The following is a 26166-nucleotide window of genomic DNA, read 5'->3' on the forward strand; positions in this document are numbered from 1 at the left end:
AACTTAATAAAAACAGTTTAAACACTTATAATCAAAAAAATAAAAAAATTATCTTTTTACAAATCTATTCACTAAAGCATTGATTTGGTCTGATACCTGAAATTTCACCATTAAAAATAGATATACAGGAACTATTAATAAGGTTTTTAGAATGATATTAAATATTGGATGCAATGGAAGTTTTTTACTGTAAATACTTAAGTGAATCTCTGGTATAGAAAAATTCCAAAAATAGAACACAAAAAATAATACAATGATTAATAGAAAAGCAACTCCCGTTTTGTTAGTAAACGGATTCATTTTCAACTTATAGTGCACAAATATTAATTTGAAACTATTAAATATAATGATCGTTAACAAAGTTGCCAATGCCAAACCATCAGTACTCATATCAATTTTATGATAAAATAATACGTTTAAAAGATACACTACCAATGCAGAACCTAAACCTATAGGCAAAGTAATTTTATAAAATTTAGAGTTTGCTAATATTGATCCGTTATTCCCTAAAATCATATTATATAGTTTAGCAATAGAAATCAGTAAAACAGCAAAAACACCTTGTTCATAACCAGGAGGCATTATTTTAAATAATTCTACAACATTACAATTGATTAATAAAAAAAACAATCCACCAACCACTAATAAATTAATAGAACTCTTCTTGTATAAACTTTCCACTTCTTTATCGTCATTTTCATTCAGTGATTTAGATGTTAATGGTTGAAGAATTTGATTCATCGCTCTACTAGGTGCTTCAATAAAAGAACCGATAAAAACAGCTACTGTATAATACGCTGCGGCTTTAAAAGTCTCTTTACCAATTACCATTACTTTATCAATATCTAAAATCAATGCACCTGCGCTACCTGCTAAGATGATAAAAGAAGAGAATAAAACGATTTCTTTGTAGTTTTTAGGTAATTTAAAGTTGAGCTTAGGAAAGTAAACCGAAAAAGCATACACCATCATTATGATAGTTCTTACAATATAAAAACCCGTTAAATAAAAAGCAAACTCTGTTTTAGTAATCCAACCAAAATACACTGCTACTAGTAAAATTAGTATGGCTGCTCGGTTATAAAACTCTTTTAAAAAGTTACCTAAAACAGTTTTCAGTTGCACTTTTGCCCATGCATAAAACACCTCAAAATAAGCACAACAAATTGCTACAATGTAAATAACATTAGTATAATTGTGTATTCCTTTATTTTTCTCATCTACTAAATGATTGATAATAAATTCTTGAATACTATTCCATAAAAAACCAATTGGTAACGCTAATAAAAGTGGTAAAAAAATAGCTAGGGATAAAAACTTGTCTTTTTCTTCTTTTGTTTGGTATACTGAAAAAAACTTAATAATGGTATAATGTACTCCCATAGCCATAATAGGCATTATTAAGTTGGAATACGCTAATAAAACTGTTATTATACCTTGAAAAGTATCACCTAAAATATTCGGATAAAAGAAAATGGTGTTTAATCCACCAATTAAAAACCCTAGATAAATGATTAATGTATTCTTAAACGATTGTTTTAAAACTATTCCCAAACTATTTTTGAATTAAATCTTTAATAATGATTGACAATTTTTCTGTTAAGTTTTTACGATGATACGTATCTAAGTTACGAATATTTACTTGTAAACTTCCCTTTTTGTATTCAGCGTATAATTTTAAAATTTCTTCTCTTACTTTTTCTTTGTTTGAAAAATCAATCGCTACACCTGCTGTTGTTTCCTCTAAAATTGCTGATAAATCTCCATCTTCTGGTGCAAATGCCAAAATAGGACGTTGTGCTTGTAAACACTCGAAAGTTTTACCAGGAATCATTTCTTTTGCGCTCGGATAATCATTTACCACAATTAATAAAACCTGTGCTTGTCTTTGATATTTTTTAGCTGCTGTATGCGGTACATATGGAATACGAGCTACATTTTTAAAATTACGTGGAGCTATTTCTTCATTCCAAATAGTATCATCTAACTTACCTATTAACTTCAGCTCTAAATCTTCAGCAAAAACAGCATCTTCTTTACACAATTCTGAGAGCGTTTCCCATAATATTTTAGGATTTCTCTCGGAATTCATAGATCCAATATGCGTAATTGAAAACTTGGTATCTATTGTTATTTCTTCATCTTCTAAAGAGACTTCTGTATCAAAACCATTGGTAATTACATTAATCTCTTTCGCAAATTCTTTATATTTTTCTTGAGCATGATTACTCACCATCAATACACTATCCGCACTTCTTACCACTTCTTCTTCCATTCTGAAGTGCTTTTTTCGTGCCGATTTAGTTAATGGTAATAAATGAAAATAATCAATGCTTGTCCACGGATCTCTGAAATCTGCTAACCACTTTACACCTAATTGCTCTTTTAATTTTTTTCCAATTAAATGCAAACTGTGTGGTGGTCCTGTAGTTATTACCAAATCTATATTTTCTTCAGAAATGTATTTTTTTAGCTTTTTTACAGATGGTTTTACCCAAAACATGCGTGCATCTGGAATGAAGTAATTTGCTCTAATGTACAACAACACTTTAGCAAAAAATGAAGGATTCGGATCTAAAAAACCTGCACTCTTCTGTGCTTCACTCTTCTTTAATTTAGCAACTATATTATTGGGCTCAAAAATAGGACATTTAATAATCTCTATTCCTTCTGGCACATCTTCTGCTAAAGAAGCATCTATTGTTGGGTAATACGGATTATCAGCAGTAAAAACTACTGGTTCTATTCCAAAATTTCTAAGATATTTTACAAACTTTAACCAACGTTGTACTCCTGGTCCGCCTGCTGGAGGCCAATAATATGTTACAATTACTACTTTCAATCTAATTTTTTATAAAGTTCAATCAACTCTTTAGAGGTTTTATCCCAAGTAAAACTTGATCTAACAAACTCTTTTCCGCTGTTACCTAAAGCTTCTCTTAATTCCTTATCTGAATACAATTTTAATAACTGTTCTGTAAAACCTTCTACATCTTTAGCAGTATGAATTAAACCTGCTCCATTATTTTTAACTACATCTTCTTGCGCTGTAGCATCACTTACCAATAACGGTTTTCCTAAACTCATGTATTGGAAAATCTTGTTCGCATAGGTAGTATCATGATGAATATTTCTATGTAATGGTGAAACACAAAGATCACTTACACGAATCCATTCAGGAAAAGTGGTATCTATTTGCCACCCCATTAATTTCACCTGATTCTCTAACTTATTATCTGCAACTAACTTTTCCAAGTAATTACTAGGTTTCCCTATTACAACAAATTTTATATTAGTAATATTTTTCTCGTCTCTAAGTTTTAACAGACTTAAAACAACTGTTTTTAAGCCTCTTCGAGTTCCAGTATCTCCTAAATATAAAATGGTAAAATCGTCTGATTCTTTTTGATATGAAATTGGTTTTGCTGCTCCTTCATAAAAAGATGGACGAATTGTATTGGGTACAGCATATATTTTATCAGCAGTAACTCCTACTCTATCCACTAATTCTTGTTTAGCATGATCGGTTACTACTACAACTTTGGTAGCTTTTCTAACAAATTCTTCTTCCTTTTTTATCCACTTGTCTATCGAAATCAACAACTTTCCATACGTCTTTTGTAAATGCGGATAAAAGCGCATGATTTCCGGTCTGTTTTCATGCAAATCTAATACTGTTGGTAATTTAGTACTCGTATTTGCCTTGAAAACTGCTGATGCAATTTGCATATCATGAATGTGTATAGCATCCACTTTATTTTTAAGTACAAAGTCTTTTATTTTAGGTTTCATAAACCAATCATAAAAGGGAAAAGTATATGCTAATGCAGATAACTTATACTCTAGTTTGTTGGTTTTATAACGTCGAACGTTAATACCTTGCACTATTTCTTCTAACTTTTCATTTCCATAAGTTAAACAGAATAAAAAAACATCATGACCTTGCTTAATCAATTCAATGGCTTCATTCTCTACTCTAGGGTCTGGCGGATATTCTTTATCCAAAATCATTCCTATTCGCATCGGCTATTTTTTTCTTTCGGCATAAACCGCGTAATATCTTGGTGTAAATTTTCTTAAAATAGGTCTTATTCCTATTTTATTGGTTGGATTGGTCCATTTTTGAGTTTCTTTAATATCCCAACCCGACTTTTCTAACAACCAATCAAATTGCCAGTCTTCAAACTCATGGTAATGCCTGTCCCACATATCTGTTTTACTTCTGTATGCTGACGAAAACCATAATTTTAAAGGCACTGTGGTTATTAACTTATCACACTCTATTTGCTGTAACACATTAAAAGGCGATAATAAGTGTTCAAATATTTCAAAAGAAGTAACAGCATCTACTTTATGTTTCTTCACTATTTCAGGAACAATATCTAAATCTTCTCCTTCAGTATTAAAAACAGTGTAACCATGTTGCTCCATAATTTCACTGAACGGATTTCTAACACCTAAATCTAGCACTGTGGCCGGAGCTGGCAATACTCTTTTTAATAAATCAAGCGTTTGATTGTAACGCTTTTTTGGTAATTTATCGTACATGATTCTTTTAAGATTCTGTTGTTTGTGTTTTCTTTTTATTGAAAATAAACCAACCTATTGGTATGATAATCATTAACACAAAAAACACTAACGAAATAATACTAGCTTGTTGTATTACTTGTGGTTCAAATTTAAATTCTATGGTATGCTTTCCTGCTGGAACTTCCATTCCTCTTAACACATAATCTACTTGATAATATGGCGTTAACTTTCCATCAATATAAGCATTCCAACCATCTTTATAATATACTTCAGAAAACACAGCAAACTGATTGCTAGTTGTATTACTTTCATAAGTTATATGGTTTGGTTTGTAATCTTTTAAGCTAATAGTTGCTAAAGTATCATTTTCAAAAGTTGTAGTTCCTTTATAAGTGCTTTTACTAACAACAGCTTCTTTTTTAGTATTCAAAGTTTGTAATGCTAAAATTTCTTCATTGGCTGTATTCGCTAATTTTAAAGCATTTACAAACCATGCATTACCATTTGCTTTTTTATTTTCTAAAACATCAGCATCACTTAAAATAAAGTATTTGGTATTCAACATATTTAGCACTCCAAAATCTGCTTGCTCTAGTTTATAAGCTATAGAATCTCTTTGATTAAGTATACCAATTACTCCTGATAATTCATCACCAATCGCATATTCAAACAATTCTTGGTAGCGCATCATTTTTGCTGCATGATATCCACCAATAGATTTATGGAAATAAGATGTTCGCCCTTCATTCATTAAGTTAGCTGTAAAATTAGCTACTCTGTAGTGGGTTTTATCTTTTAAAATTTGCTTATCTGCTTCGTTAGCTACAAATGGTTTGTTTACTTTTCTTGCTGAAGTAAAATCTTCTTCATTTACATATTTTAAATCAACAGATAATAAATCGAATAAAATTAAAGCACCTAGACCAAAGATTACTGGTACTAATTTTAGTTTCTGATTTAAATATGCCCACAGTGCTCCGGCTGATAATAAAATTAAAACCAACGAACGAAGACTATCGTAAAACAACATCGACTTTCTATCATATCGTAATGCATCAACCAATTCAGGTAATTGATCATATTGTCCATCTCTAATTCCTTCAAAAGCAAATAAACTACCTCCAAAGACCATAAAGAATAATGCGATTCCTCCTGTAATGAATACTGCTAATTTTAGTGATTTGAATTTTATTTCATTTGTTTTCTCACCAAAGAAAAAAGACTTTAGCCCCAAAATAGCCAATACTGGTATACAAAGCTCCGCTATTACTTGAATAGAAGAAACTGCTCTAAACTTATTATATAACGGAACATAGTCTATAAAAAAATTTGTTAAGGGTGCAAAATTCTTTCCCCAGCTTAATAAAATTGAAAAAATTGTTGTGGCTACTAACCAGTATTTTAATTTTCCATCTACTAAAAAAGCTCCTAAGAAAAATAAAAAGATAATAATTGCTCCAATGTACGCAGGTGCCTCAACAATAGGTTGGGTTCCCCAATAAGTTAATACCTGACTAGAATATTCTCTGGCTACTTTCGGATTTGCATTTTGAGCTAGTGTTTTATAAAACTCAGAATCTTCTCCTAATTTCTCTACTGTTCCTCCTCCCATAAAACGAGGAATAAACAAATTAAATGTTTCTGATATGCCGTAACTGTACTCTGTTATATATGATTTATCTAGTCCTGAAACTTTTTCTTTTTGGCTTCCATCAGAATTGATTGTTAATTCTGAACTTCCTCTTGTACTAAAGTTTGCATATTCTTTTGTAGATAATAATCGTGTAGCATTTGTACCAATACCAATAATAAAAGCAACTAATAATAATGCTACTTGTTTAGCAAATGTTGGAAGTTGCTTGTTTTTAAACGCTTCAATGGCTTCAACAATTCCTAAAATCAATAAACAAAAACCTAAATAATAAGTCATTTGTATATGATTGGCACATATTTCTAATGCCATTGCTAGTGAAGTAACAATAAAGCCGAGTAAATATCTTTTTTGAAAAACATATAAAACTCCCGCTAAAACAGCAGGCATATAAGCAATTGCATGTGCCTTCGCATTGTGCCCTGCACCAAAAATTATAATTAAATAAGTAGAAAACCCAAAGGACAAACTACCTAATATTGCTAGTTTCCAATCTACTTTTAATGCTGTTAGCAATAAGAAGAATCCTACGAAATATAAAAACAAATAATCTGCAGGACGTGGTAAAAAACGTAAACCGTAATCTATTTGTTTTACAAAATCATTAGGAAAGCGTGCTCCTAATTGGTATGAAGGCATTCCGCTAAAAGCATTCCCAACCCAATAAGGTTCTTCTTTTTTCTCTTTTCGGAAATCGTTCATCTCTTTTGCCATACCGATATACTGAGTAATATCGCTTTGCTTGATTTGTTTTCCGCTTAAAACTGGATTAAAATACAGTAGAGATGCAATTACAAAAAGTATAAGTGCACCTACATAGGGTAGAAATTTGTTGATTTTCATTGTTAGTCGATTTCTTCAAAATCTATATACTCACCCACTCCATTGTTTGATTGTTGGTGCGATTTTGGTTTTTTATCTATTATAGTTTCTCCTACTTTTACATTATTTTTATTATCTTGTTGATATTGTTTTCTAGCTTTTTGCTCCATTTTATTAACTGCTTTTTTCAGTATATACGGACCAAATAGTTTAGCTAAAAACTTAAATGCATAGTAGATGAAAAGTAATATTAATATTGTTCTAATAAGACTCATAGGACCAGCTTGGTGAATTTCTAACATACATGTTTTAATAAAAAAACAACCAAAAATAACAATTTGATCCAAAACCAAGCGTTAATAGTTTGGTAAACTTACGTTATTGATTTTTTTTACTGTATGTTTGTATTACCCTTATATGTTAATGTTGAATATGATTAAGCGAATTTTAAGTGTACTTTTTTTATTGTTAACCACGTCATTATTTTCTCAATATACAGACGTAATTAACTCTAACAGACCAGGGTTTTCTGAAAGCCCGTATAGTGTAGGTATTGGTATTTATCAATTAGAATCTAGTCTTTTTAACCGAAAATTTGAGGCACAAGATCCTCTTTTTAGTAATCCGCAAGCTACTGGTTTAGATTTGCATTACAGAATGGGACTATTAGATGAAAAATTAGAATTCAATTTATCAACCTCTTTACAGTCTAGTACATTTGCATTTACAAATGTGTTTCAATCATCATATTCAGAATTTGGTTTTGGTCAATTTACTATAGGGGCAAAATATTTAGCTTACGTTCCTAAATATGCAGACAAAGGAAAAGAAATTAGAAGTTGGAGAAAAAGACATGGTTTTGATTGGAAACGATGGATTCCTCATGTTGCTGGTTATGCTGGTATTAATTTTGGTTCGTTTTTAAACGATTATCAAGAACGTGGTGGCATTACACCAAAAGTAGGTGTGTTACTTCAAAATGAGTTTTCAAATCAATTTAATTTAATTACCAACGTTTATTATAATTACATAGGTAGTGAATTGCCTGAACTTTCATACATTGTTACGGGTACTTATAACTTTAATCAAAGATGGTCTGGTTTTGCTGAACACCAAACCTTATTCAATAAAAACGAAAGTCAAAGTAATGTTGGATTTGGTGCTGCATATTTATTTAGTCGAGATTTACAAATCAACTCATCATTAAGAGCTACTTTTCAAGAAAGTACTGTGGGATATTATGCGAGTGTTGGAGTTTCATATAGATTAAACAGACATGTTGACCAATATGATGAATTAGATGAAGTTGGTAATAAGATTGAAGATGATGAACAACAAACCTATAACAAAGGTTTCTTTGGACGATTAATTGATAAAATTAAAGGTATTTTCAAGAAAAAAGATAAGAGAGAGGTTCAAATGGATGAAGGTAAAGAAGCACCTACTGAAGATGAAATTAAACCTAGAGGACGAACTCGTCAGAAATCTATTTTAGATGATCTTACTAAGAAAGATGAAAAAGCTAAAAAGAAAACAATTAAAGAAGACAAGAAGGCGGAGAAGAAAAGAATAAAAGATGAAGAAAAAGCTAAAAGAAAACTTGAAAAAGATAAAGCTAAAGAGGCTAAACAAAAAGCTAAAGAGCAAGCTAAATTAGAAAAAGAAATAAAGAAGCTTGAAGAGGAATTGAAAAAAGAGGAAGAAGAAAAATTGAACCAGAAATATAAAGAAGAAAAGAAAAAGAAAGAAGCTGAAGAGAAAAAGAAGAAAGAAGAAGAAAAGCTAGAAAAAGAAATTAAGAAATTAGAAGAGGAATTAAAAAAGGAAGAAGAAAAAGAAAAGAAGAAAGAGAAAGATAAAAAAGACGATTAGAAATGATATTTTTGTGGTATGATTAAACTACAAGAAATAAAAACCAAAAAGGAAATGAAACAATTTGTTTTGTTTCCTTTTTCATTATATAAAGACAATAAATACTGGGTACCTCCTATTATTAACGATGAAATTGCAAGCTTTGATAAAACAAAAAACCCTGTTTTTGAACAAGCAAATGCTTCTTTTTTTGTAGCTCGTAAAAACAATAAAATTGTAGGTAGAGTTGCTGCAATTATCAACACTTACGAAGTAAATCAACAAAACATAAAAAAAATGAGATTTGGATGGTTTGATGTTATTGATGACATTGAGGTTTCTAAAGCTCTTATTAATAAAGTAAAAGAAATTGCGCTTGCCAATAATCTTGAATACATAGAAGGTCCTATTGGTTTTAACAATTTAGATAAAACTGGTGTATTAATTGATGGTTTTGATACCATTGGTACTATGATAACTTGGTACAATCACCCATATTATAAAACACACTTAGAAGCTTTAGGCTTTGTTAAAGAAAAAGAATATCTAGAAAACAGATTCTTATTTGACGATATTAACATAGATAAATATGTTAAGGCGAGTAAAATTATTCAGAAAAGATATCAAGTAAAACCACTGAACTTTACTGCTACCAAAGATATTATGCCTTATGTAGATGAAATGTTTGAAGTATTTAGTAAAACTTACAATAAACTTTCAACCTACGTTCCTATCTCTGACGCTCAAATAGAGTTTTTTAAAAAGAAATATATCAGCTTTATAAATCCTGAATACATAAAATTTGTAGTGGATAAAGACAATAAAATAATTGCATTTGCTATTATTATGCCTTCTTTTTCGGAAGCTTTACAAAAAGTAAAAGGTAAATTATTCCCTTTTGGCATATTTCATTTATTAAAAGCCAGAAAAAAATCGCAAAACGTTACTTTTTATTTGATTGGTGTAGATCCTGAATACCAAAATAAAGGAGTAACAGCACTTATTTTTGAAGCCTTTTACAGAACCTTAGAAGACAAAAACATCAAATACTGTATTCGTACTCCTGAACTTGAAGAAAATACAGCAATCCATAAATTATGGTCACATTTTAATCCAGAAACACATAAAAGAAGAAGAACTTACAGATTAGATTTATAATGCAGCTTTTTTATAACCCAAATATTGATTTAGAAACTAAAGAAATCATCTTTAGCAAAGAAGAAAGTCGTCATATTATTAAAGTATTACGTAAAAAAGAGGGCGACACTTTACATATAACAAATGGAAATGGTGTTTTAGTAACTGCTGAAGTTATTATTGCTAGTGATAAAAAATGTGTTGCGAATGTGGTAACTGCTATTCAAAAAGAAAAAGAATGGAATTATCATTTACACATAGCTATTGCTCCTACCAAAAACATGGATCGTTTAGAATGGTTTGTTGAAAAAGCTACAGAGATTGGCATTGATGAAATTACACCTATCATTTGTGATAATTCAGAAAGAAAAGTAGTAAAAACAGAACGCTTAGAGAAAATTATGCTTGCTGCAATGAAACAATCTCTTAAGTACACTAAAACAACTATAAACCCACCTGTAAAGTTCTCTGACTTTATCACGAACAATACTGATGGAATACTTTGCATTGCTCACTGTGAAACTGGTGATAAAAAACCTTTGAAAACATTTTCTAATACAAAAGATAAAATAACTATTCTTATAGGTCCTGAGGGTGATTTCTCTAATAAAGAAATAAAAGAATCTGAGGTAAAAAACTTCCAACCAATTTCTTTAGGTAAAAGCAGATTAAGAACTGAAACAGCTGCTTTAGTAGCTACACATACAATACATATTATTAATTAACTTTTTTAGTTTATTGTACAGTAACTGTTAAAAAAAACAAAAAATAAACACCAAATTATTTCTTTTAATTTTAAAATTCATTAAATTTATATCGTTAATATCTAATTAAATACCCTCGAAAACAATTGAATACTGCTGATCTTTTCAACCTGTTCTTGTTAATTAGTTCTACAATCGGATTTGGCTTAAGCTTAATTATGTTTTTTTCAAAATATGGAAAAGACAAAAGTTTATTGTTCCTTTCATTAATGATATTATCTATTTCATTAAACAATTTTCAATCGTGGGTTTTAGTAAAGAATTTATTCCAACATAAATTTATGTTAGATTATATTCAGATACCATGGCACTTTATGATTGCTCCTTTCTTCTATACATTTTTAATGAATTATCTAGACATAGCTAATAAACAAAGAAAAATTCTAAACTATTACATTTTCGTATTTGCTGTAATGTGTATCGCTCAAATAAGCTTTGTTATTTACTATTCAGATAAAGGAACCAAAGAAGAGCTAAGTTATTCTTATGAAAAATATACCTCTATTGAAGAAGCAATCAGCTTAATAGGATCGTTGGTAGCGTTTATTTACTCATTCATTATTCTAAGAAATAGAGAAGATTTATTTCAAAAAATTCTTTCTTTTGACAACTTAAAATGGATTTATAATTTTTTCAAACTTACTTCCTTAGCTTATTTAATGTGGATTTTTGCACTGGTAATGAAGTTTAGTTTAGATTTTTCTGGTTTTTTATTTTCATACTACCCTTTAAGAATTTCAACAACTATTATTATTCTTTATTTAGGATATCAAGGTTTTAAATACATTAGAATTCTTAAAGAAAGAAAAGATATTAGAAAAGATATAGTTGAAGAAGATTATCAACCTAAAGAAGAAGACATAAAAGAGCAACAAAAGAATGCTCTTAGATATGAAAAACAGTTTTTAGATATTGATTTACATATTAAAACAAACAAAAAGTTTTTACAACCAAAATATACGCTTAACAATTTATCAAAAGAAATTGGACTTGGCGCTAGTACACTTTCTGCTATTATTAATAACAATGCTAAAAAAAGTTTTGTTGATTATATTAACGAAATGAGAGTGGAACAAGCAAAAAAACTGTTGCTTAACACTAAATATGAAGGTTATACTATTGCCTCAATTGGACTAGAGTCTGGTTTTAACTCTAAATCAGCTTTTTACGATGTTTTTAAGAAACATACGAGTCAAACACCGTTATCTTTTAAAAAATCAAAAATGGCTCTTAAAGAGTCCTAAATCACCCAATATGGACGTTTTAGGACTCATTAAGCATTTTTATATAGTATATTAGCTATATATTTCCTTTTTTATTTTATAGTGAAATATTGAGTTCTAACCATACTTCATTGTAAAATACTCAAGATATATAGAGAGTTTTACACTCTCTATGAAGAGGGAAAAGCTTATACACTGTTATTTTTATAACAGTGTTTTTTTTGAGCCATATTAGACAACTAAAATTACTTTATTTCAATCTTACTAAATTTTGGACATAATCCAATATTTAGAATTTAAAATTCTTACCTAACATTTCAAACAAGATAAACTTATAAAACTCTAATTATCAAACAACAAACTTATCCTAAAACATCCAAAAAACTCAAAATCAGATGTTTTAGGAATCTATTTTTAAAGTTCTTATGTATATTTACATCAGAAAACTTACATAAACTGGTAAATATATTTAGGGATTTTATATTTACTACTCTTCACAAAAAAAGAACACCATTTTAGAGGGAATTGGTGTTTTTTTTTGTCTTATGATTAAATCGATCTAAACTATTATAAATCACTCTAGAAAAATCTTGTTTATCATTAATACATGAATCTGTACTGTCTTTAAAGTTAGAGTAGCATAGTAAATATCGAATTCTATAATATTCTGATTTACAAACCAAAAACTTGTCCTAGATCATCCAAAAAACTCAAAATCAGATGTTTTAGGAATCTGTTTTTAAAACTCTTGTGTATCTTTACAGTAGAAAACTTACATAAACTGGTAAATATATTTAGGGATTTTATATTTACTACTCTTCACAAAAAAAGAACACCATTTTAGAGGGAATTGGTGTTTTTTTTTGTCTTATAATTAAATCGATCTAAATCTTTTAAAATCTATTATAAATCACTCTAGAAAAATCTTGTTTATCATTAATACATGAATCTGTACTTTCTTTAAAGTTAGAATAACATAGTAAATATAGAATTCTAAAATATTCTGATTTACAAACCAAAAACTTATCCTAAAACGTCCAAAAAACTCAAAACCAGATGTTTTAGGAATCTATTTTTAAAGCTCTTATGTATCTTTACACCAGAAAACTTACATAAACTGGTAAATATATTTTAGGGATTTTATATTTGCTAGCCCCCCACAAAAAAACACCATTTTATATCTCAAGTGGTGTTTTTTTGTGCTCCTATTTTAAAATACTTTCAAGCCTTATTACTAATTGATTACACTAGTTATTTATATATACAACTGTATGGTACAAGAAAACTAGATTTCAATATCTACAGAAACAAAATATATAAACAACTGAATAATAAAAATATACCTAAAAACTTATCCTAAAACGTCCAAAAAACTTAAAATCAGATGTTTTAGGAATCTATTTTTAAAGCTCTTATGTATCTTTACAACAGAAAACTTACATAAACTGGTAAATATATTTTAGGGATTTTATATTTGCTAGCCCCCCACAAAAAAACACCATTTCATTTCTCAAGTGGTGTTTTTTTGTGCTCCTATTTTAAAATACTTTCAAGCCTTATTACTAATTGATTACACTAGTTATTTATATATACAACTGTATGGTACAAGAAAACTAGATTTCAATTTCTACAGAAATAAAACATATAAACAACTGAATAATAAAAATATACCTAAAAACTTATCCTAAAACGTCCAAAAAACTTAAAATCAGATGTTTTAGGAATCTATTTTTAAAGCTCTTATGTATCTTTACATCAGAAAACTTACATAAACTGGTAAATATATTTTAGGGATTTTATATTTGCTAGCCCCCCCACAAAAAAACACCATTTTATATCTCAAGTGGTGTTTTTTTGTGCTCCTATTTTAAAACTCTTTCAAGCCTTATTACTTAATTGATTACACTAGCTATTTCTATATACAACTGTATGATAAACAAAAACTACGTTTCAATATCTACCGAAATAAAAACATATAAACAACTGAATAATAAACTCATAACAACAAACTTATCCTAAAACATCCAAAAAACTTAAAATCAGATGTTTTAGGAATCTATTTTTAAAGCTCTCATGTATATTTACAACAGAAAACTTACATAAACTGGTAAATATATTTTAGGGATTTTATATTTGCTAGCCCCCCACAAAAAAACACCATTTTATATCTCAAGTGGTGTTTTTTTGTGCTCATATTTTAAAATATTTTCAAGCCTTATTACTAATTGATTACACTAGTTATTTCTATATACAACTGTATAGTACACGAAAACTAGATTTCAATATCTACAGAAATAAAACGTATAAACAACTGAATAATAAAAACATACCAACAAACTTATCCTAAAACGTCCAAAAAACTCAAAACCAGATGTTTTAGGAATCTAGTTTTAAAGCTCTTGTGTATCTTTACAACAGAAAACTTACATAAACTGGTAAATATATTTTAGGGATTTTATATTTGCTAGCCCCCCACAAAAAAACACCATTTCATTTCTCAAGTGGTGTTTTTTTGTGCTCCTATTTTAAAATACTTTCAAGTCTTATTACTAATTGATTACAGTAGTTATTTCTATATAAAACTGTATGGAACACGAAAACTAGATTTCAATATCTACGGAAATAAAACATATAACCAACTGAATAATAAACTCATACCTAAAAACTTATCCTAAAACGTCCAAAAAACTTAAAATCAGATGTTTTAGGAATCTATTTTTAAAGCTCTCATGTATATTTACAACAGAAAACTTACATAAACTGGTAAATATATTTTAGGGATTTTATATTTGCTAGCCCCCCACAAAAAAACACCATTTTATATCTCAAGTGGTGTTTTTTTGTGCTCCTATTTTAAAATTACTTTCAAACATTATTATTAAGCTGATACTACTAACTATTTTAAAATGCAACTGTATAATAAACAAAAGCTTCATTTCAATATCTCCAGAAATAAAAACACGTAACCAACTAAATAATAAACTCATACCTAAAAACTTATCCTAAAACATCCAAAAAACTCAAAACCAGATGTTTTAGGAATCTGTTTTTAAAGCTCTTATGTATCTTTACAACAGAAAACTTACATAAACTGGTAAATATATTTTAGGGATTTTATATTTGCTAGCCCCCCACAAAAAAAAACACCATTTAGAAGGGAAATGGTGTTTTTTTTATATCTTGCTTTTAAAAGATCATGAGAATTCCTTTTATTTTTATTTTTCTAACTACTTGTATTTATGCCCAACAGATTGGCGTTTTAAAATACAATGGTGGCGGAGATTGGTACTCCAACCCTACTTCATTACCTAATTTGATAAAGTTTGCTAATAGAAACTCTAAAACATCGATAAATAGTAATATTGCCACTGTTAGTCCAGATAGTGATGATATTTACAATTATCCTATTGTTTTTTTAACAGGACATGGAAATGTTTATTTTAGTCAAAGAGATGTAGAAAACTTGAAAAACTACCTTACTTCTGGAGGATTTCTTCATATTTCTGACAATTATGGTTTAGATAAGTATATCCGTAGAGAAATAAAAAAAATATTTCCAAAAACAGATTTTAAAGAAATCCCTAAAGACCATCCTATTTATCATCAAACATTCTCTTTTCCAAATGGACTACCTAAGATACACGAGCACGATAAAAAAGCTCCACAAGGTTTTGGAATTTTCCATGAAGGAAGATTGGTAGTTTTTTATGATTATGAGAGTGATTTAAGCGATGGATGGGAAGATAAAGTAATACATAACAATCCTGAAGAAATAAGAATAAAAGCCCTTAAAATGGGCGCTAATATTATTGAATATTCGTTTAAAAACTAATACATACAATATATATTCAAAACAAGAGACCAATTTCTAATTAAAGAAATTGGTCTCTTGTTTTATTAATAATATCGCTATTAATTTAAAATAGCATCTTGAATTACCTTTTGAATTTTAGTTCTAATGTTACTCTTAACTAATTTTCTGTTATCCATAGTTGGATACACTCTATTTGAAAGAAAAACATATAAAAGTCCAGATTCTGGATCAACCCAAGTATAAGTTCCTGTAAATCCACTATGACCAAAACTTTTTTCAGAAACACAACCACAGGTCGGTTTTTCTCTTGGATTAATTTGTGGCTTATCAAAACCTAAACCTCTTCTATTTTTAACCTCAGGGTAATATCTCGTATTGAATTTATCAATTGTTTCTGGTTTAAAAAACTGCATACCTCCATAGTTTCCTCCTTGCAAATACATTTGCATAATTTTTGCTACATCATTGGCATTTGCAAATAACCCTGCATGTCCACCAACACCACCTTGCATAGCAGCTCCCATATCATGCACATAACCTCTCAATAATTGATTTCTGTAATATTCATCTTTTTCAGAAGGAACAATTTCTTTCCAATTAAATTTTTGAAGTGGTAAATATGAAGTCCTATTTAATCCTAAAGGTTTGTAAAACTCTTCTTGAACAATTTTATCTAAACGTTTTTTGTATTTTCTCTCTACAATATCTTTCATTATATAATATCCTAGATCACTATAACGATACCCTTTTCGATCTCTTAAATCTGACTCTTTTATAATAGTGTGCATTGAATCTTTATACACCTTATTTAAATACAAATCTTTAGCTACTTTAATAGGAAACTGTTTCGACTTTTTTGTTCTGTAATACTCTTTTGATATTTTACCAGTTACAGAATCTAATGTTTTCGTATAAAATGGTATCCAAGCCTTTAAACGAGCATAGTGAGATAAAATCTGTTGTAAATTTAAATCTTCCTTATTACTTCCTTTATAAGAAGGTAATAAATCTTGTAAATCAGCAAACAATGACAATTTTTTATTTTCTTCTAATCGCATGATTGATGGTAAGGTTGCCAAGATTTTAGTTAAAGATGCTAAATCATATAGATCAGACTTTTTTACCTTTCTACGTTTATAGTTTGTTTGATATCCAAAATTGTTTTGATATATAACTTTTCCATGACGAGCAATAATTACTTGCCCTCCTGGTGCCATTTTCTGCTTTAAAATAGTATCAATATAACGATCAACAGATTCTAAATCTTTAGAAGCAATACCTACCTCTTCTGGAATCGTGTACTGTAATCTGTTTAAAGAAGCTAACTTCATTCCTGTTCCTTCTTTAAAATCATCATTAATAGTTACAGGTATTTTTCCTTGTACAGGATAAGCACCAAAAATTGCCTGAGCCGTTAACTCTTGAGCTAACTTACTATTCTGATAAGCAACAACTACAGACTCTATATTTACAAATGTTTTTAATTGTAATAAACTATACGGACTTGCGAAGACATTTAATACTACATTATTATTACGAGCTATTTCTTGTAGCCAAACTAAATCTTTATTAGAGAATTTATAAGACTTCCATGGATGATTGTTTGATTTATGAAAGCCAATAATAACTGTATTGTACTTTTTCAACTTTTTTGTAAGTGTTGCTAAATGTTTTTCAGAAACCACATCTACTTTAGTATAGTTCTTTAACATTTCTACAAAAGTGTCTCCCTTGTCATCACCTAAAGCAACATAAGCTATTTTTTTATCCTCTAAATGCTGTAGTGGTAAATTAAAATGGTCATTTTTTATTACCGAAATTGAATTCTTTATTAATTCTCTATGTAATAATTCATCTTCCTTTGTATTTAAATCAGCTATCAGGTTTTCTTCGTTGATCGGTTCAAAATTATTTAGACCAACCTTATATTTAGCTTTCAAAATTTTTCTAACTGAAAAATCTAACCTTTCTTTTTTTACAGTTCCTTCTTCTAATGACTTTTTAAATAATTTAACTGTACTAGGTATGTCTTGAGGAATTAATAACATATCATTACCTGCTAAAAAAGTTGCTAAATTAATCTCTGCTGCGGTAGCATAATTGGCTGCTCCTTTCATATTTAATCCATCAGTAAGAATCAATCCTTGAAAACCTAGTTTCTGTTGCAATAATCCAGTAACTACATTTTTAGATAAAGATGACGGTAAATTTACATTTGGCTCTAAAGATGGAATACTTAAATGTGCTGTCATTACACTCGCTACTCCTGCATCAAACTGTCTTCTGAATGGATACAATTCAATAGAATCAATTCTTTGTGCCGTAAAATTAATCGTTGGTAATGTAACATGCGAATCTGTTGCAGTATCTCCGTGCCCCGGAAAATGCTTCGCATTGGCTAACACTCCTACACTTTGCATTCCTTTGGTAAATGCTACCGATTTTTGAGCTACATTTTCTTTACGCTCTCCAAAAGAACGATTTCCTATAATTGGATTGTTTGCATTTGTATTAACATCTACTACCGGAGCAAAATTCATATGAATACCTACACGCTTACACTGCTCTCCTATTCTTTTACCTAATTTTTCAATAAGTGCATCGTCTTTAATAGCACCTAAAGTCATATTCCATGGAAAACGATAGGTGTTTTTTAAACGCATATCTAATCCCCATTCACCATCAAAACCAATTAAAAGAGGTACTTTGTTTGCTAAACTTTGGTATTTATTGGTAAGTTTTACTTGTTTCTCTGGAGTTCCTTTCATAAAAATCAAGTTACCGACATGGTAATCAGTTATCATTTTTGAAATAAACTGCTCGTGCTTTTTATCACTATTTGAATATGCTTGTACCATAAATAATTGACCTATTTTTTCTTCCATGGTCATATTTTTCATAATACTATCAACCCATTGTTCTTGAAGTAAATAATTTTCTACTCTAAGTGGATCTACTTGTTGAGCATTTAATAAACTTGTAAAAATTAAAGCAAGTAAAAATACCTTTCTATTCATATAAATCTCTTCTTTTAAGATGTATCTAATTACTACAATACCTATACCAAAAATCTTTTATGCCAGCTATCTTTAGCCGATACCTCCCATGTACTTTCCAATGCTTCTTTGGTATTCACTAAATTGTTAAACACAACTGTATCTTCAGTTATTTTTCCTTCTTTAGCGTAGCCTTGAAAATCAGCTAGCTTTACAACATTAATTCGATCTTCATCTTTAAAAGAAATATTCATTTTATCCATTAAATCTATTTGTAATGTTTCTTCAAGAGATTTAATAAAACGAACAGAGGCATCAATTGAACATCCTGAAGCATTGTTAAAGCTTTCATCAATTGCTATGATTAAAAATTGATTGTACTTTATTGTAAAAGATCCTTTTAAATCATCTCCATGACGTGTCCATTGATCAATAAACATAATGGCTTTTGCAGAAATATGCTCTATCTCTTCTTGAGAAAAACCTCTATTAGATTGATACACCCATACTCTTGCTGTATTGGGTAACTCATTATATTGTACGTACATACTTTTATGTTATTAGGGAAAACAAGTACTAATACTTATTTTTCTTACATTATCTTTGATTAAATTTATTTTGTAATGCCTTTAACTTTTCGGCATCAGACATTTGAGGTTGTCTTGCACCCGCCATTCTTTCTTTAATTAGGCGTAAAACCTTTTTGGTATACAAAGGAAAATCTGCTTGTTGAATCCAAGAATTGTACCCTGGATTTTCTTTTAGTACATCTTCTACTCTTCTACCTTTATATTTACCAAATGAAAATATTTCTTTCTTCTCATCATCAAACAAGATAAAGCCAGCAAAATCTGCTCTTTTAGTATGTGCAGAATATTCACTTAATGCTTCAACCGAATTTTCAATGTCATCATACTTATCTAATTGTGCTTTTAAAATTTCATAAGTTGCTAATGTATCAGCTTCCGCTGAATGCGCTCCTTCTAACTCTTTACCACAATAAAATTTATAACCTGCACTTAATGTTCTTTGCTCTTTTTTATGAAAAATTACCTGTACATCAATTGCTTTTTTATTATCCATATCAAAATCGATACCCGCTCTTAATAACTCTTCAGCTAATAAAGGAATATCAAATCTATTTGAATTGAAACCTGCTAAATCAGCATCAGCTATCATCGTATTAACTTGATCTGCTAACTCTTTAAAAGTAGGTTCATTTACTACTTTTTCATTTGTAATACCATGAACAGCTGTTACATGAGCTGGAATTTCCATTTCTGGATTTACCAACCAAGTTTTACTTTCTTTATTTCCGTTTGGAAATACTTTTAATATTGAAATTTCTACAATTCTATCAGTTGCTATATTTATACCAGTTGTTTCTAAATCGAAAAATACGATTGGTTTTTCTAATTTTAATTCCATTTATATGATTGTTGAAAAGTCTAAAAGTATATTGTCTTAAAATCTTTTAAATAATTACGGAGGAATGATATTTTAATTACTTTTTCTGTTAGACTTTTTTCTCTAATTAATTTATTCGTTATTAAGTTGTGCTTTAAATTCTTCTAGCTTATTTATGTCTTTATCAGCTAAAGTAGGCTCTTTGAAATTATATTTTTCAAATTCTTGTAAAATTGTTTTAGCTACAATAAATCTTGCTGTAGGCTTATCATCTGCAGGTATTACAAACCAAGGCGCATAGTATGTTGATGTTCTATTTATAGCATCTTCATAACACTCTTGGTATTGCTCCCATAATTTACGTTCTTTTAAGTCACCAGAAGAAAATTTCCAATTTTTTTCAGGAATATTTAAACGACGTAACAGTCTATTTTTTTGTTCTTCTTTAGATAAATGCAAAAAGAACTTTAAAATGATTGTTCCAGAGTCTACTAAATGTTTTTCAAACTGATTTATCTTCTCCATTCTAGCATGATAGAATTCATCATTCAAATCATCTAAACTCTTTACAGATGGAATATTCTCTGAAAAAACATACTCAGGATGCACTCTTGTTACCAAAACATTTTCATAATGAGTTCTATTAAAAACACCTACTTTACCTTTTGCAGGTAAAGCAATATAATGTCTCCATAAAAAATCATGATTCAATTCTAGCTCTGTAGGTACTTTAAAACTATTAACCTCTACTCCTCTTACGTTAAATTGCTTAAATACTTCTCTAATTAAACTATCCTTTCCTGAAGTATCCATACCTTGTAAACATATTAAGGCGCTATATTTACCTTCAGCGTACATGGTATCTTGTAAGTCAGCTAATTTTTTTCGTGTCTTTTTTAGCTTTTTTTCTGCATCTTCTATAAATTCGAGGGTACTTATTTTTTGAAGTTCTATATCTTCAGATACTTTATATTTCTCTATATCCATCTTCATTTCAAAATTATCCTATAAATGTATTAAAAATATAAGGTTAAAATAGAATTTTGTAAGACTTTTATCCACAATACTACTAAGTTTTTAAATTAAAATATTTCCGTATGAATCGTTTCTTATATTTTTTGTTGTTTTTAGTATCACTACAAACATTTTCTCAGGATAAAAATATTGTTGTTTTAGAGTTGTTTACCTCTCAAGGATGCTCTAGTTGTCCTCCTGCTGATCGTGTTTTAGCAGAAATTAAAAATACAATGAGCGATAAAACGGTTATTCCTATTTCTTATCATGTAGATTATTGGGATTATATTGGCTGGAAAGATCCGTTTGCTTCAAAAAAGTTTACCGAAAAACAATATGAATATGGAGATAAATTTTTACTTCGTTCTGTATATACTCCTCAATTAATTATTAATGGCGATGAACATTTTGTTGGTTCTAATAGAAGTAAAATTCATAAAAAAATAAATCAATATTTACATAAGAAACCTTCCTCAAATAGTATTACAATTGATGATGTAAGTATCAATAATAAAAAGGTAAACTTTTCATATAAAATTGAAGGGAAAACTAAAAATAAAACAGTCCATTTTTTACTTGTTTTAAATGAAAAAACAACTCAAGTAAAACGTGGTGAAAATAGAAACAGAACTCTTAAAAACTCAAATATTGTGGTACTAGAAAAAGTAGAAGCAATTAAATCATCTACAGGAAATTATAACTTAACGATTCCGGATATTGTTTCTAAAAATGATTCTTTACGCTTAGTAGCGCTTATTAAAGACAAAGATTGGTATGTAAAAACTGGAACTCAAATAACTCTTTAAAATAAATTCAGAATTTATAGGAATTTTCTTATATTTTTTTTCTTGCTATTTATAAATAATTCAAATCGTTTTGAATATAAATAAGTACCTTTTTATGTGATCTTTGAGATTATGAAAACAAAAACTGTAATTATTCAAGCAAGTGCTAAAGCAACAGGTAATACTTCTAAAATTGTTAAGTACCTAAATAAAAATAACGATTTTGATATTATTGATATTTCAGATAAAAAAATTGGTCATTTTAACTATGATTTTAAAAATGCCAATGATGATTTTTTGCCTTTAATTGAACAAATTATTAATAAATACGATACTATCATTTTTGCAACTCCTGTTTACTGGTATAGTATGAGTGGTATGTTAAAAGTATTTTTTGATCGTCTTTCTGATTTACTTCATTATAAAAAAGAACTTGGAAGACAAATGAGAGGTAAAAAAATGGCTATGATTAGTAACTCTGGAGAAAACGATCTTAGAACAGGTTTTAATATGCCTTTTATTGAAAGTGCCAAATATTTAGGAATGGATTATAAAGGTGATATTCATGCCTGGTTTTCTAAAGACGGAGCTTCTATTCACGAAGATGCTAAAAAAGAAATAGATGTATTTAGAGAATTATTTGCCTGATAGTATTAGTTTTGGCTTTTTAAATTAAACACACATGCCTAAAAAAGGTAAAGAAAAAAACACACTAAATAAAGCCAAACACTCTAAACTTATGAATAGAAAGAAAAATAAGTTAAAAGCAGAGAAAGAGCTTCGTAAAAAACGCCTGAAAGAAATTATTCAAAAAGCAAACGAAAAATAGATAATTACTATTCATTATTTTTTGTGAGCCAGTATTTTATAATGTATGTTTGCGCTTTGAAAAAACACAAATAATTATTGATTATGAAATTAAAAATTGCAGCAATTGCTATGATGGCATTCAGCTTTACTATGAATGCGCAAATTAATTTTACAAAAGATATTACTGTTAACGTAAATTCTCCTAAGGAATTAACTGATGCTAACAATAATAGTTTAAAAGTTAATAGTACCTATAAAATTCAACTTATTACAAGAGGTACAGCTACCAAAACAGGTGCTGAGTATTTAGCTTGGGCTGATGATTCTCAATGGAGATTAAGAGCTGTGAATCTTAAAGGTATTACCTCAAACCATCCTATTTTGGTTATAGAAAATAATGTAATTAAATTAAAAACAAATCATACTAGTAACTACGGTGTAAGAGCTTTTGTTACTGAATTAAATGCTGTTGTAAATGGAGCTTCTGCTAACGCTTTTGGTAGCTCTACTCAATGGCAAAGAGAAACTAACAATCTATTTTACAAAGATGGTAATGTTGGTATTGGAACAGAAAAACCTATAAGTAGATTTGATATAACTAACGGTGAATTCAAAACATATTTCACTGGTAATGCATTAACTTTTAAAAATTCAGGTAGGGTATCATACATAGATAAAAGAGATAGTGGTAGTTTAATGTTTAGAATGGGAGAAAACTATAATCATGCTATGGTTATAGACAATAAACGAAATATTGGTATTGGTACCACTTCACCTAATTCAAGATTAACTGTTTTTGGAGAAAGCGGTATAGAATTAAGAAGTTCTTCAACAGAAAATCAATTTATATCTATAAAGCCTAGAATAAACGTCCAAGAATTAAATCCTGGAAATTCAAAAGAAGCTGCACAGATTACAAACTTAAATCTACAACACTTAGTTATTGATATTAAAGCTAACGATGCTAATGATTCTTTTGCTATTAGAACTGACAGTAACTATGACGGTGCTGTAGATCAAATTTCAATGGTTGTTAAACCTAATGGAAACATTGGTATTGGTGTAACAAAACCTGAAAGTAAATTAGATGTTAATGGAATTATTACTGCTAAAAATGAAATCCGTTCTAAATCTTCAAATCCTGCAATTCTTCTTGACGAATCAGATGTAGCTGATAAGAACTGGCATATGCAAGTTAATGGTGGTGATTTGAAATTCTATGAAGTAAATGATGCTAGAAATAGTTGGAAACAAAGAATGGTAATTAAACCTACTACTGGTAATGTAGGAATAGGTACAACAACTACTGGTAATCATAAATTAGCTGTTGAAGGATCTATTGGAGCTAGAGAAATAAAAGTACAAGCGTCTGGTTGGGCTGATTTTGTTTTTGAAAACAATTATGAATTACCTACTTTAAAAGATGTAGAAAAACACATAAAAGAAAAAGGTCATTTAGAGAATATTCCTAGTGCTGTAGAAGTTAAAAAAGATGGTTTCTTTTTAGGTGAAATGGATGCCAAGTTATTACGAAAAATTGAGGAATTAACTTTATATACTATTGATCAGGAAAAGAAATTAAAAACTCAAGAAGATAAAATTGAAAAATTAGAAAAAGAAAATTCAGTTTTAAAGTCTTTATTAGAAAGGGTTTCTAAGTTAGAAAAACAAGTTAACAAACAATAAATAGATAATAAAAAATGCAACTTTAGTAAAAGTTGCATTTTTTATCCGTACCTTTATCGTAATATTGCAATATATAAATATGGGAATTACCAAATCAGAAATTTTTACTAAAGAGCAAAATGATATTGCAGCAATAGCTAAAGTGTTAGGGCATCCTGCTCGTATTGCTATTATGCAACATTTGGCTAAAACTAAAACATGTGTTTGTGGCGATTTAGTAAATGTTATAGGTTTAGCTCAACCTACAATTTCTCAACACTTAAAAGAATTAAAAAAATTAGACATTATTAAAGGTACCATAGAAGGTACTAGTGTTTGTTATTGTTTAAATGAAGTAAAGTGGAATGAAATTGTACAAACGCTAAATCAGTTTTTAAATATTTTTATAATACCTAAAGATAACTGCTGTTAAAAAATTTAATCTTATCAATCGTAATATAACAATGAAACAAGAATTAATTGAAACGATAAAACACATAGCTACTTTGCCTATTCATGAGGATAGAAAAAAAACGTTAGATACTCTAAGTATTTATATCAAAGAAAAATTAGAAAAAAAAGAGGCTATTAGTGTTAATTTTATATGCACACACAACTCCAGAAGAAGTCATTTAGGACAAATATGGATGCAAACTCTTGCTAAATATTTTAATATTGATAATCTAAATGCCTACTCTGGGGGAACAGAAGAAACGGCTGTTGCTCCTCAAATTATTGATACTTTAAAAAAACAAAATTTTGAAGTGGAAAAAATTAGCCACGAAAAAAATCCTGTTTATTCAATTAAGTTTGATGATCATTCGCATCCAATTGTTGGATTTTCTAAAAAATATGCGCATCAATTCAATCCTTCAACAAATTTTGCTGCTATAATGACTTGTTCACAAGCTGATGAAGGATGTCCTTTTGTAGCTGGTTCAGAAAAAAGAATTCCTATAACTTATGAAGATCCAAAAATTTCAGATAATACAGATTTAGAAACTGAAACATATTTAGAGAGAAGTAATCAAATTGCCTCTGAACTTTATTATGTTTTATCTCAATTAAATTAAAAAATTATGACACTTTCAGAAATAAAAAATTATTTAAAAAATTCAGAAACTATAGCATTTCAACTTCCTGACGGTAGTTTTGTTCCTGAGCATTTTCACGTAACCGAAGTTGGTAAAACAACCAAACATTTTATTGATTGTGGTGGTGTTTTGAGAAAGGAAGAGCGTATTAATTTTCAATTATGGAATGCTAATGATTATAATCACAGATTACATCCTGAAAAATTGATGCATATTATTGAGCTTTCTGAAAAAACATTGAATTTAAAAGATGTTGAAATTGAAGTAGAATTTCAAGGAAATGAAACTATAAATAAATATTTCTTGGGATATAGCAACGGAAACTTTGTGCTACAAAATACTCAAACAGCTTGTTTAGCTGAAGATGCTTGCGGAATTACTCCTACCGAAAAACCTAAAATTAAATTATCAGATCTTCAATCAGGATATAGCTGTGATCCTTATTCAGGATGCTGTTAACATATACTTCTTGTAAAATAAAAAACACCGTTTTCACGGTGTTTTTAAATTTACTTGGTCGATCGCTGGATCCTGATCGATTCTGTAAATTTCCTTAAACTAACTAATAATACTCTCCATCGTCTTTCTATCATCTAATAAATA

At 29.0% G+C, this 26166-nt stretch carries 23 protein-coding genes; 12 read left to right on the forward strand and 11 right to left on the reverse strand.

Annotated elements, in window-relative coordinates; all coding sequences use genetic code 11:
- Positions 1-48: 48 nt before the first annotated feature.
- Genes EYW44_RS13810 through EYW44_RS13835 form a run of 6 tightly spaced genes read right to left on the reverse strand, consistent with a single transcriptional unit; the run spans position 49 to position 7305 of the window.
- Positions 49-1554: a lipopolysaccharide biosynthesis protein gene (locus EYW44_RS13810; RefSeq protein ID WP_132724259.1), complete on the reverse strand. Its 1506-nt coding sequence runs from the start codon at positions 1552-1554 to the stop codon at positions 49-51.
- 1 nt (position 1555) lies between these two features.
- Positions 1556-2842, reverse strand: a complete 1287-nt coding sequence (locus EYW44_RS13815; RefSeq protein WP_132724260.1) for a glycosyltransferase family 4 protein — start codon at positions 2840-2842, stop codon at positions 1556-1558.
- On the reverse strand, positions 2839-4023 hold the full coding sequence (locus EYW44_RS13820; RefSeq protein WP_132724261.1) for a glycosyltransferase family 4 protein: 1185 nt from the start codon (positions 4021-4023) through the stop codon (positions 2839-2841). Before EYW44_RS13820 ends, EYW44_RS13815 begins: the two co-directional genes overlap by 4 nt.
- A gap of 3 nt (positions 4024-4026) precedes the next feature.
- The gene (locus EYW44_RS13825; protein WP_132724262.1) at positions 4027-4548 is read right to left on the reverse strand and encodes a methyltransferase; all 522 of its coding nucleotides are present in this window, start codon (positions 4546-4548) and stop codon (positions 4027-4029) included.
- A 7-nt stretch (positions 4549-4555) separates the two neighbouring features.
- Complete coding sequence (locus tag EYW44_RS13830; RefSeq protein WP_132724263.1) at positions 4556-7024, reverse strand: YfhO family protein; 2469 nt, start codon at positions 7022-7024, stop codon at positions 4556-4558.
- A gap of 2 nt (positions 7025-7026) precedes the next feature.
- The gene (locus tag EYW44_RS13835) at positions 7027-7305 is read right to left on the reverse strand and encodes a DUF4834 family protein (RefSeq protein ID WP_243643664.1); all 279 of its coding nucleotides are present in this window, start codon (positions 7303-7305) and stop codon (positions 7027-7029) included.
- A 130-nt stretch (positions 7306-7435) separates the two neighbouring features.
- Here EYW44_RS13835 and EYW44_RS13840 point away from each other — a divergent pair, with 130 nt between their 5' ends.
- From EYW44_RS13840 to EYW44_RS13855, 4 genes are all read left to right on the forward strand, one after another.
- Positions 7436-8875 carry a transporter gene (locus EYW44_RS13840; RefSeq protein WP_165872227.1) on the forward strand — a complete coding sequence of 480 codons (1440 nt, stop codon included), beginning with the start codon at positions 7436-7438 and terminating at the stop codon, positions 8873-8875.
- A gap of 18 nt (positions 8876-8893) precedes the next feature.
- Complete coding sequence (locus tag EYW44_RS13845) at positions 8894-10012, forward strand: GNAT family N-acetyltransferase (protein ID WP_132724265.1); 1119 nt, start codon at positions 8894-8896, stop codon at positions 10010-10012.
- A complete protein-coding gene (locus tag EYW44_RS13850; protein WP_132724266.1) occupies positions 10012-10716 on the forward strand; it encodes a 16S rRNA (uracil(1498)-N(3))-methyltransferase in 705 nt (234 codons plus the stop codon). Before EYW44_RS13845 ends, EYW44_RS13850 begins: the two co-directional genes overlap by 1 nt.
- 320 nt (positions 10717-11036) lie before the next feature.
- Positions 11037-11999: a helix-turn-helix domain-containing protein gene (locus EYW44_RS13855; protein WP_165872228.1), complete on the forward strand. Its 963-nt coding sequence runs from the start codon at positions 11037-11039 to the stop codon at positions 11997-11999.
- Between the two features lie 2804 nt (positions 12000-14803).
- On the opposite strand, the gene EYW44_RS22255 is transcribed toward EYW44_RS13855, so the two are convergent.
- On the reverse strand, positions 14804-14965 hold the full coding sequence (locus EYW44_RS22255; protein WP_165872229.1) for a hypothetical protein: 162 nt from the start codon (positions 14963-14965) through the stop codon (positions 14804-14806).
- Positions 14966-15174: 209 nt separating this feature from the next.
- Between EYW44_RS22255 and EYW44_RS13860 the strand changes: the two genes are divergently transcribed.
- Positions 15175-15810, forward strand: a complete 636-nt coding sequence (locus tag EYW44_RS13860) for a DUF4159 domain-containing protein (RefSeq protein ID WP_132724268.1) — start codon at positions 15175-15177, stop codon at positions 15808-15810.
- A gap of 80 nt (positions 15811-15890) precedes the next feature.
- Here the strand turns inward: EYW44_RS13860 and EYW44_RS13865 are convergent, their stop codons facing one another.
- From EYW44_RS13865 to EYW44_RS13880, 4 genes are all read right to left on the reverse strand, one after another.
- Positions 15891-18809: a glycoside hydrolase family 3 N-terminal domain-containing protein gene (locus EYW44_RS13865; RefSeq protein WP_132724269.1), complete on the reverse strand. Its 2919-nt coding sequence runs from the start codon at positions 18807-18809 to the stop codon at positions 15891-15893.
- A 41-nt stretch (positions 18810-18850) separates the two neighbouring features.
- Positions 18851-19336, reverse strand: coding sequence for an ABC transporter ATPase (locus EYW44_RS13870; RefSeq protein WP_132724270.1), 486 nt, complete (start codon positions 19334-19336; stop codon positions 18851-18853).
- Positions 19337-19385: 49 nt separating this feature from the next.
- Entirely contained in the window at positions 19386-20216 is an 831-nt protein-coding gene (locus tag EYW44_RS13875; protein WP_132724271.1) for a 3'-5' exonuclease, read from the reverse strand.
- A 111-nt stretch (positions 20217-20327) separates the two neighbouring features.
- Positions 20328-21182 (reverse strand): PPK2 family polyphosphate kinase, encoded by an 855-nt coding sequence (locus tag EYW44_RS13880; protein WP_373681071.1) that lies wholly within the window; start codon positions 21180-21182, stop codon positions 20328-20330.
- Between the two features lie 110 nt (positions 21183-21292).
- On the opposite strand from EYW44_RS13880, the gene EYW44_RS13885 reads away from it, so the two are divergent.
- From EYW44_RS13885 to EYW44_RS13910, 7 genes are all read left to right on the forward strand, one after another.
- On the forward strand, positions 21293-22015 hold the full coding sequence (locus tag EYW44_RS13885; RefSeq protein ID WP_132724273.1) for a DUF1223 domain-containing protein: 723 nt from the start codon (positions 21293-21295) through the stop codon (positions 22013-22015).
- 111 nt (positions 22016-22126) lie between these two features.
- Positions 22127-22642 (forward strand): flavodoxin family protein, encoded by a 516-nt coding sequence (locus EYW44_RS13890; protein ID WP_132724274.1) that lies wholly within the window; start codon positions 22127-22129, stop codon positions 22640-22642.
- A 34-nt stretch (positions 22643-22676) separates the two neighbouring features.
- Positions 22677-22823, forward strand: a complete 147-nt coding sequence (locus EYW44_RS22260) for a hypothetical protein (RefSeq protein WP_165872230.1) — start codon at positions 22677-22679, stop codon at positions 22821-22823.
- An 83-nt stretch (positions 22824-22906) separates the two neighbouring features.
- Entirely contained in the window at positions 22907-24490 is a 1584-nt protein-coding gene (locus EYW44_RS13895; protein WP_132724275.1) for a hypothetical protein, read from the forward strand.
- A 79-nt stretch (positions 24491-24569) separates the two neighbouring features.
- Entirely contained in the window at positions 24570-24902 is a 333-nt protein-coding gene (locus tag EYW44_RS13900) for an ArsR/SmtB family transcription factor (protein WP_132724276.1), read from the forward strand.
- A 31-nt stretch (positions 24903-24933) separates the two neighbouring features.
- The gene (locus EYW44_RS13905) at positions 24934-25542 is read left to right on the forward strand and encodes an arsenate-mycothiol transferase ArsC (RefSeq protein WP_132724277.1); all 609 of its coding nucleotides are present in this window, start codon (positions 24934-24936) and stop codon (positions 25540-25542) included.
- Positions 25543-25548: 6 nt separating this feature from the next.
- Positions 25549-26022, forward strand: a complete 474-nt coding sequence (locus EYW44_RS13910) for a DUF6428 family protein (protein ID WP_132724278.1) — start codon at positions 25549-25551, stop codon at positions 26020-26022.
- Positions 26023-26166 lie beyond the last annotated feature (144 nt).

Source organism: Tenacibaculum sp. M341, from assembly GCF_004337695.1.
Taxonomy (GTDB): Bacteria; Bacteroidota; Bacteroidia; order Flavobacteriales; family Flavobacteriaceae; genus Polaribacter.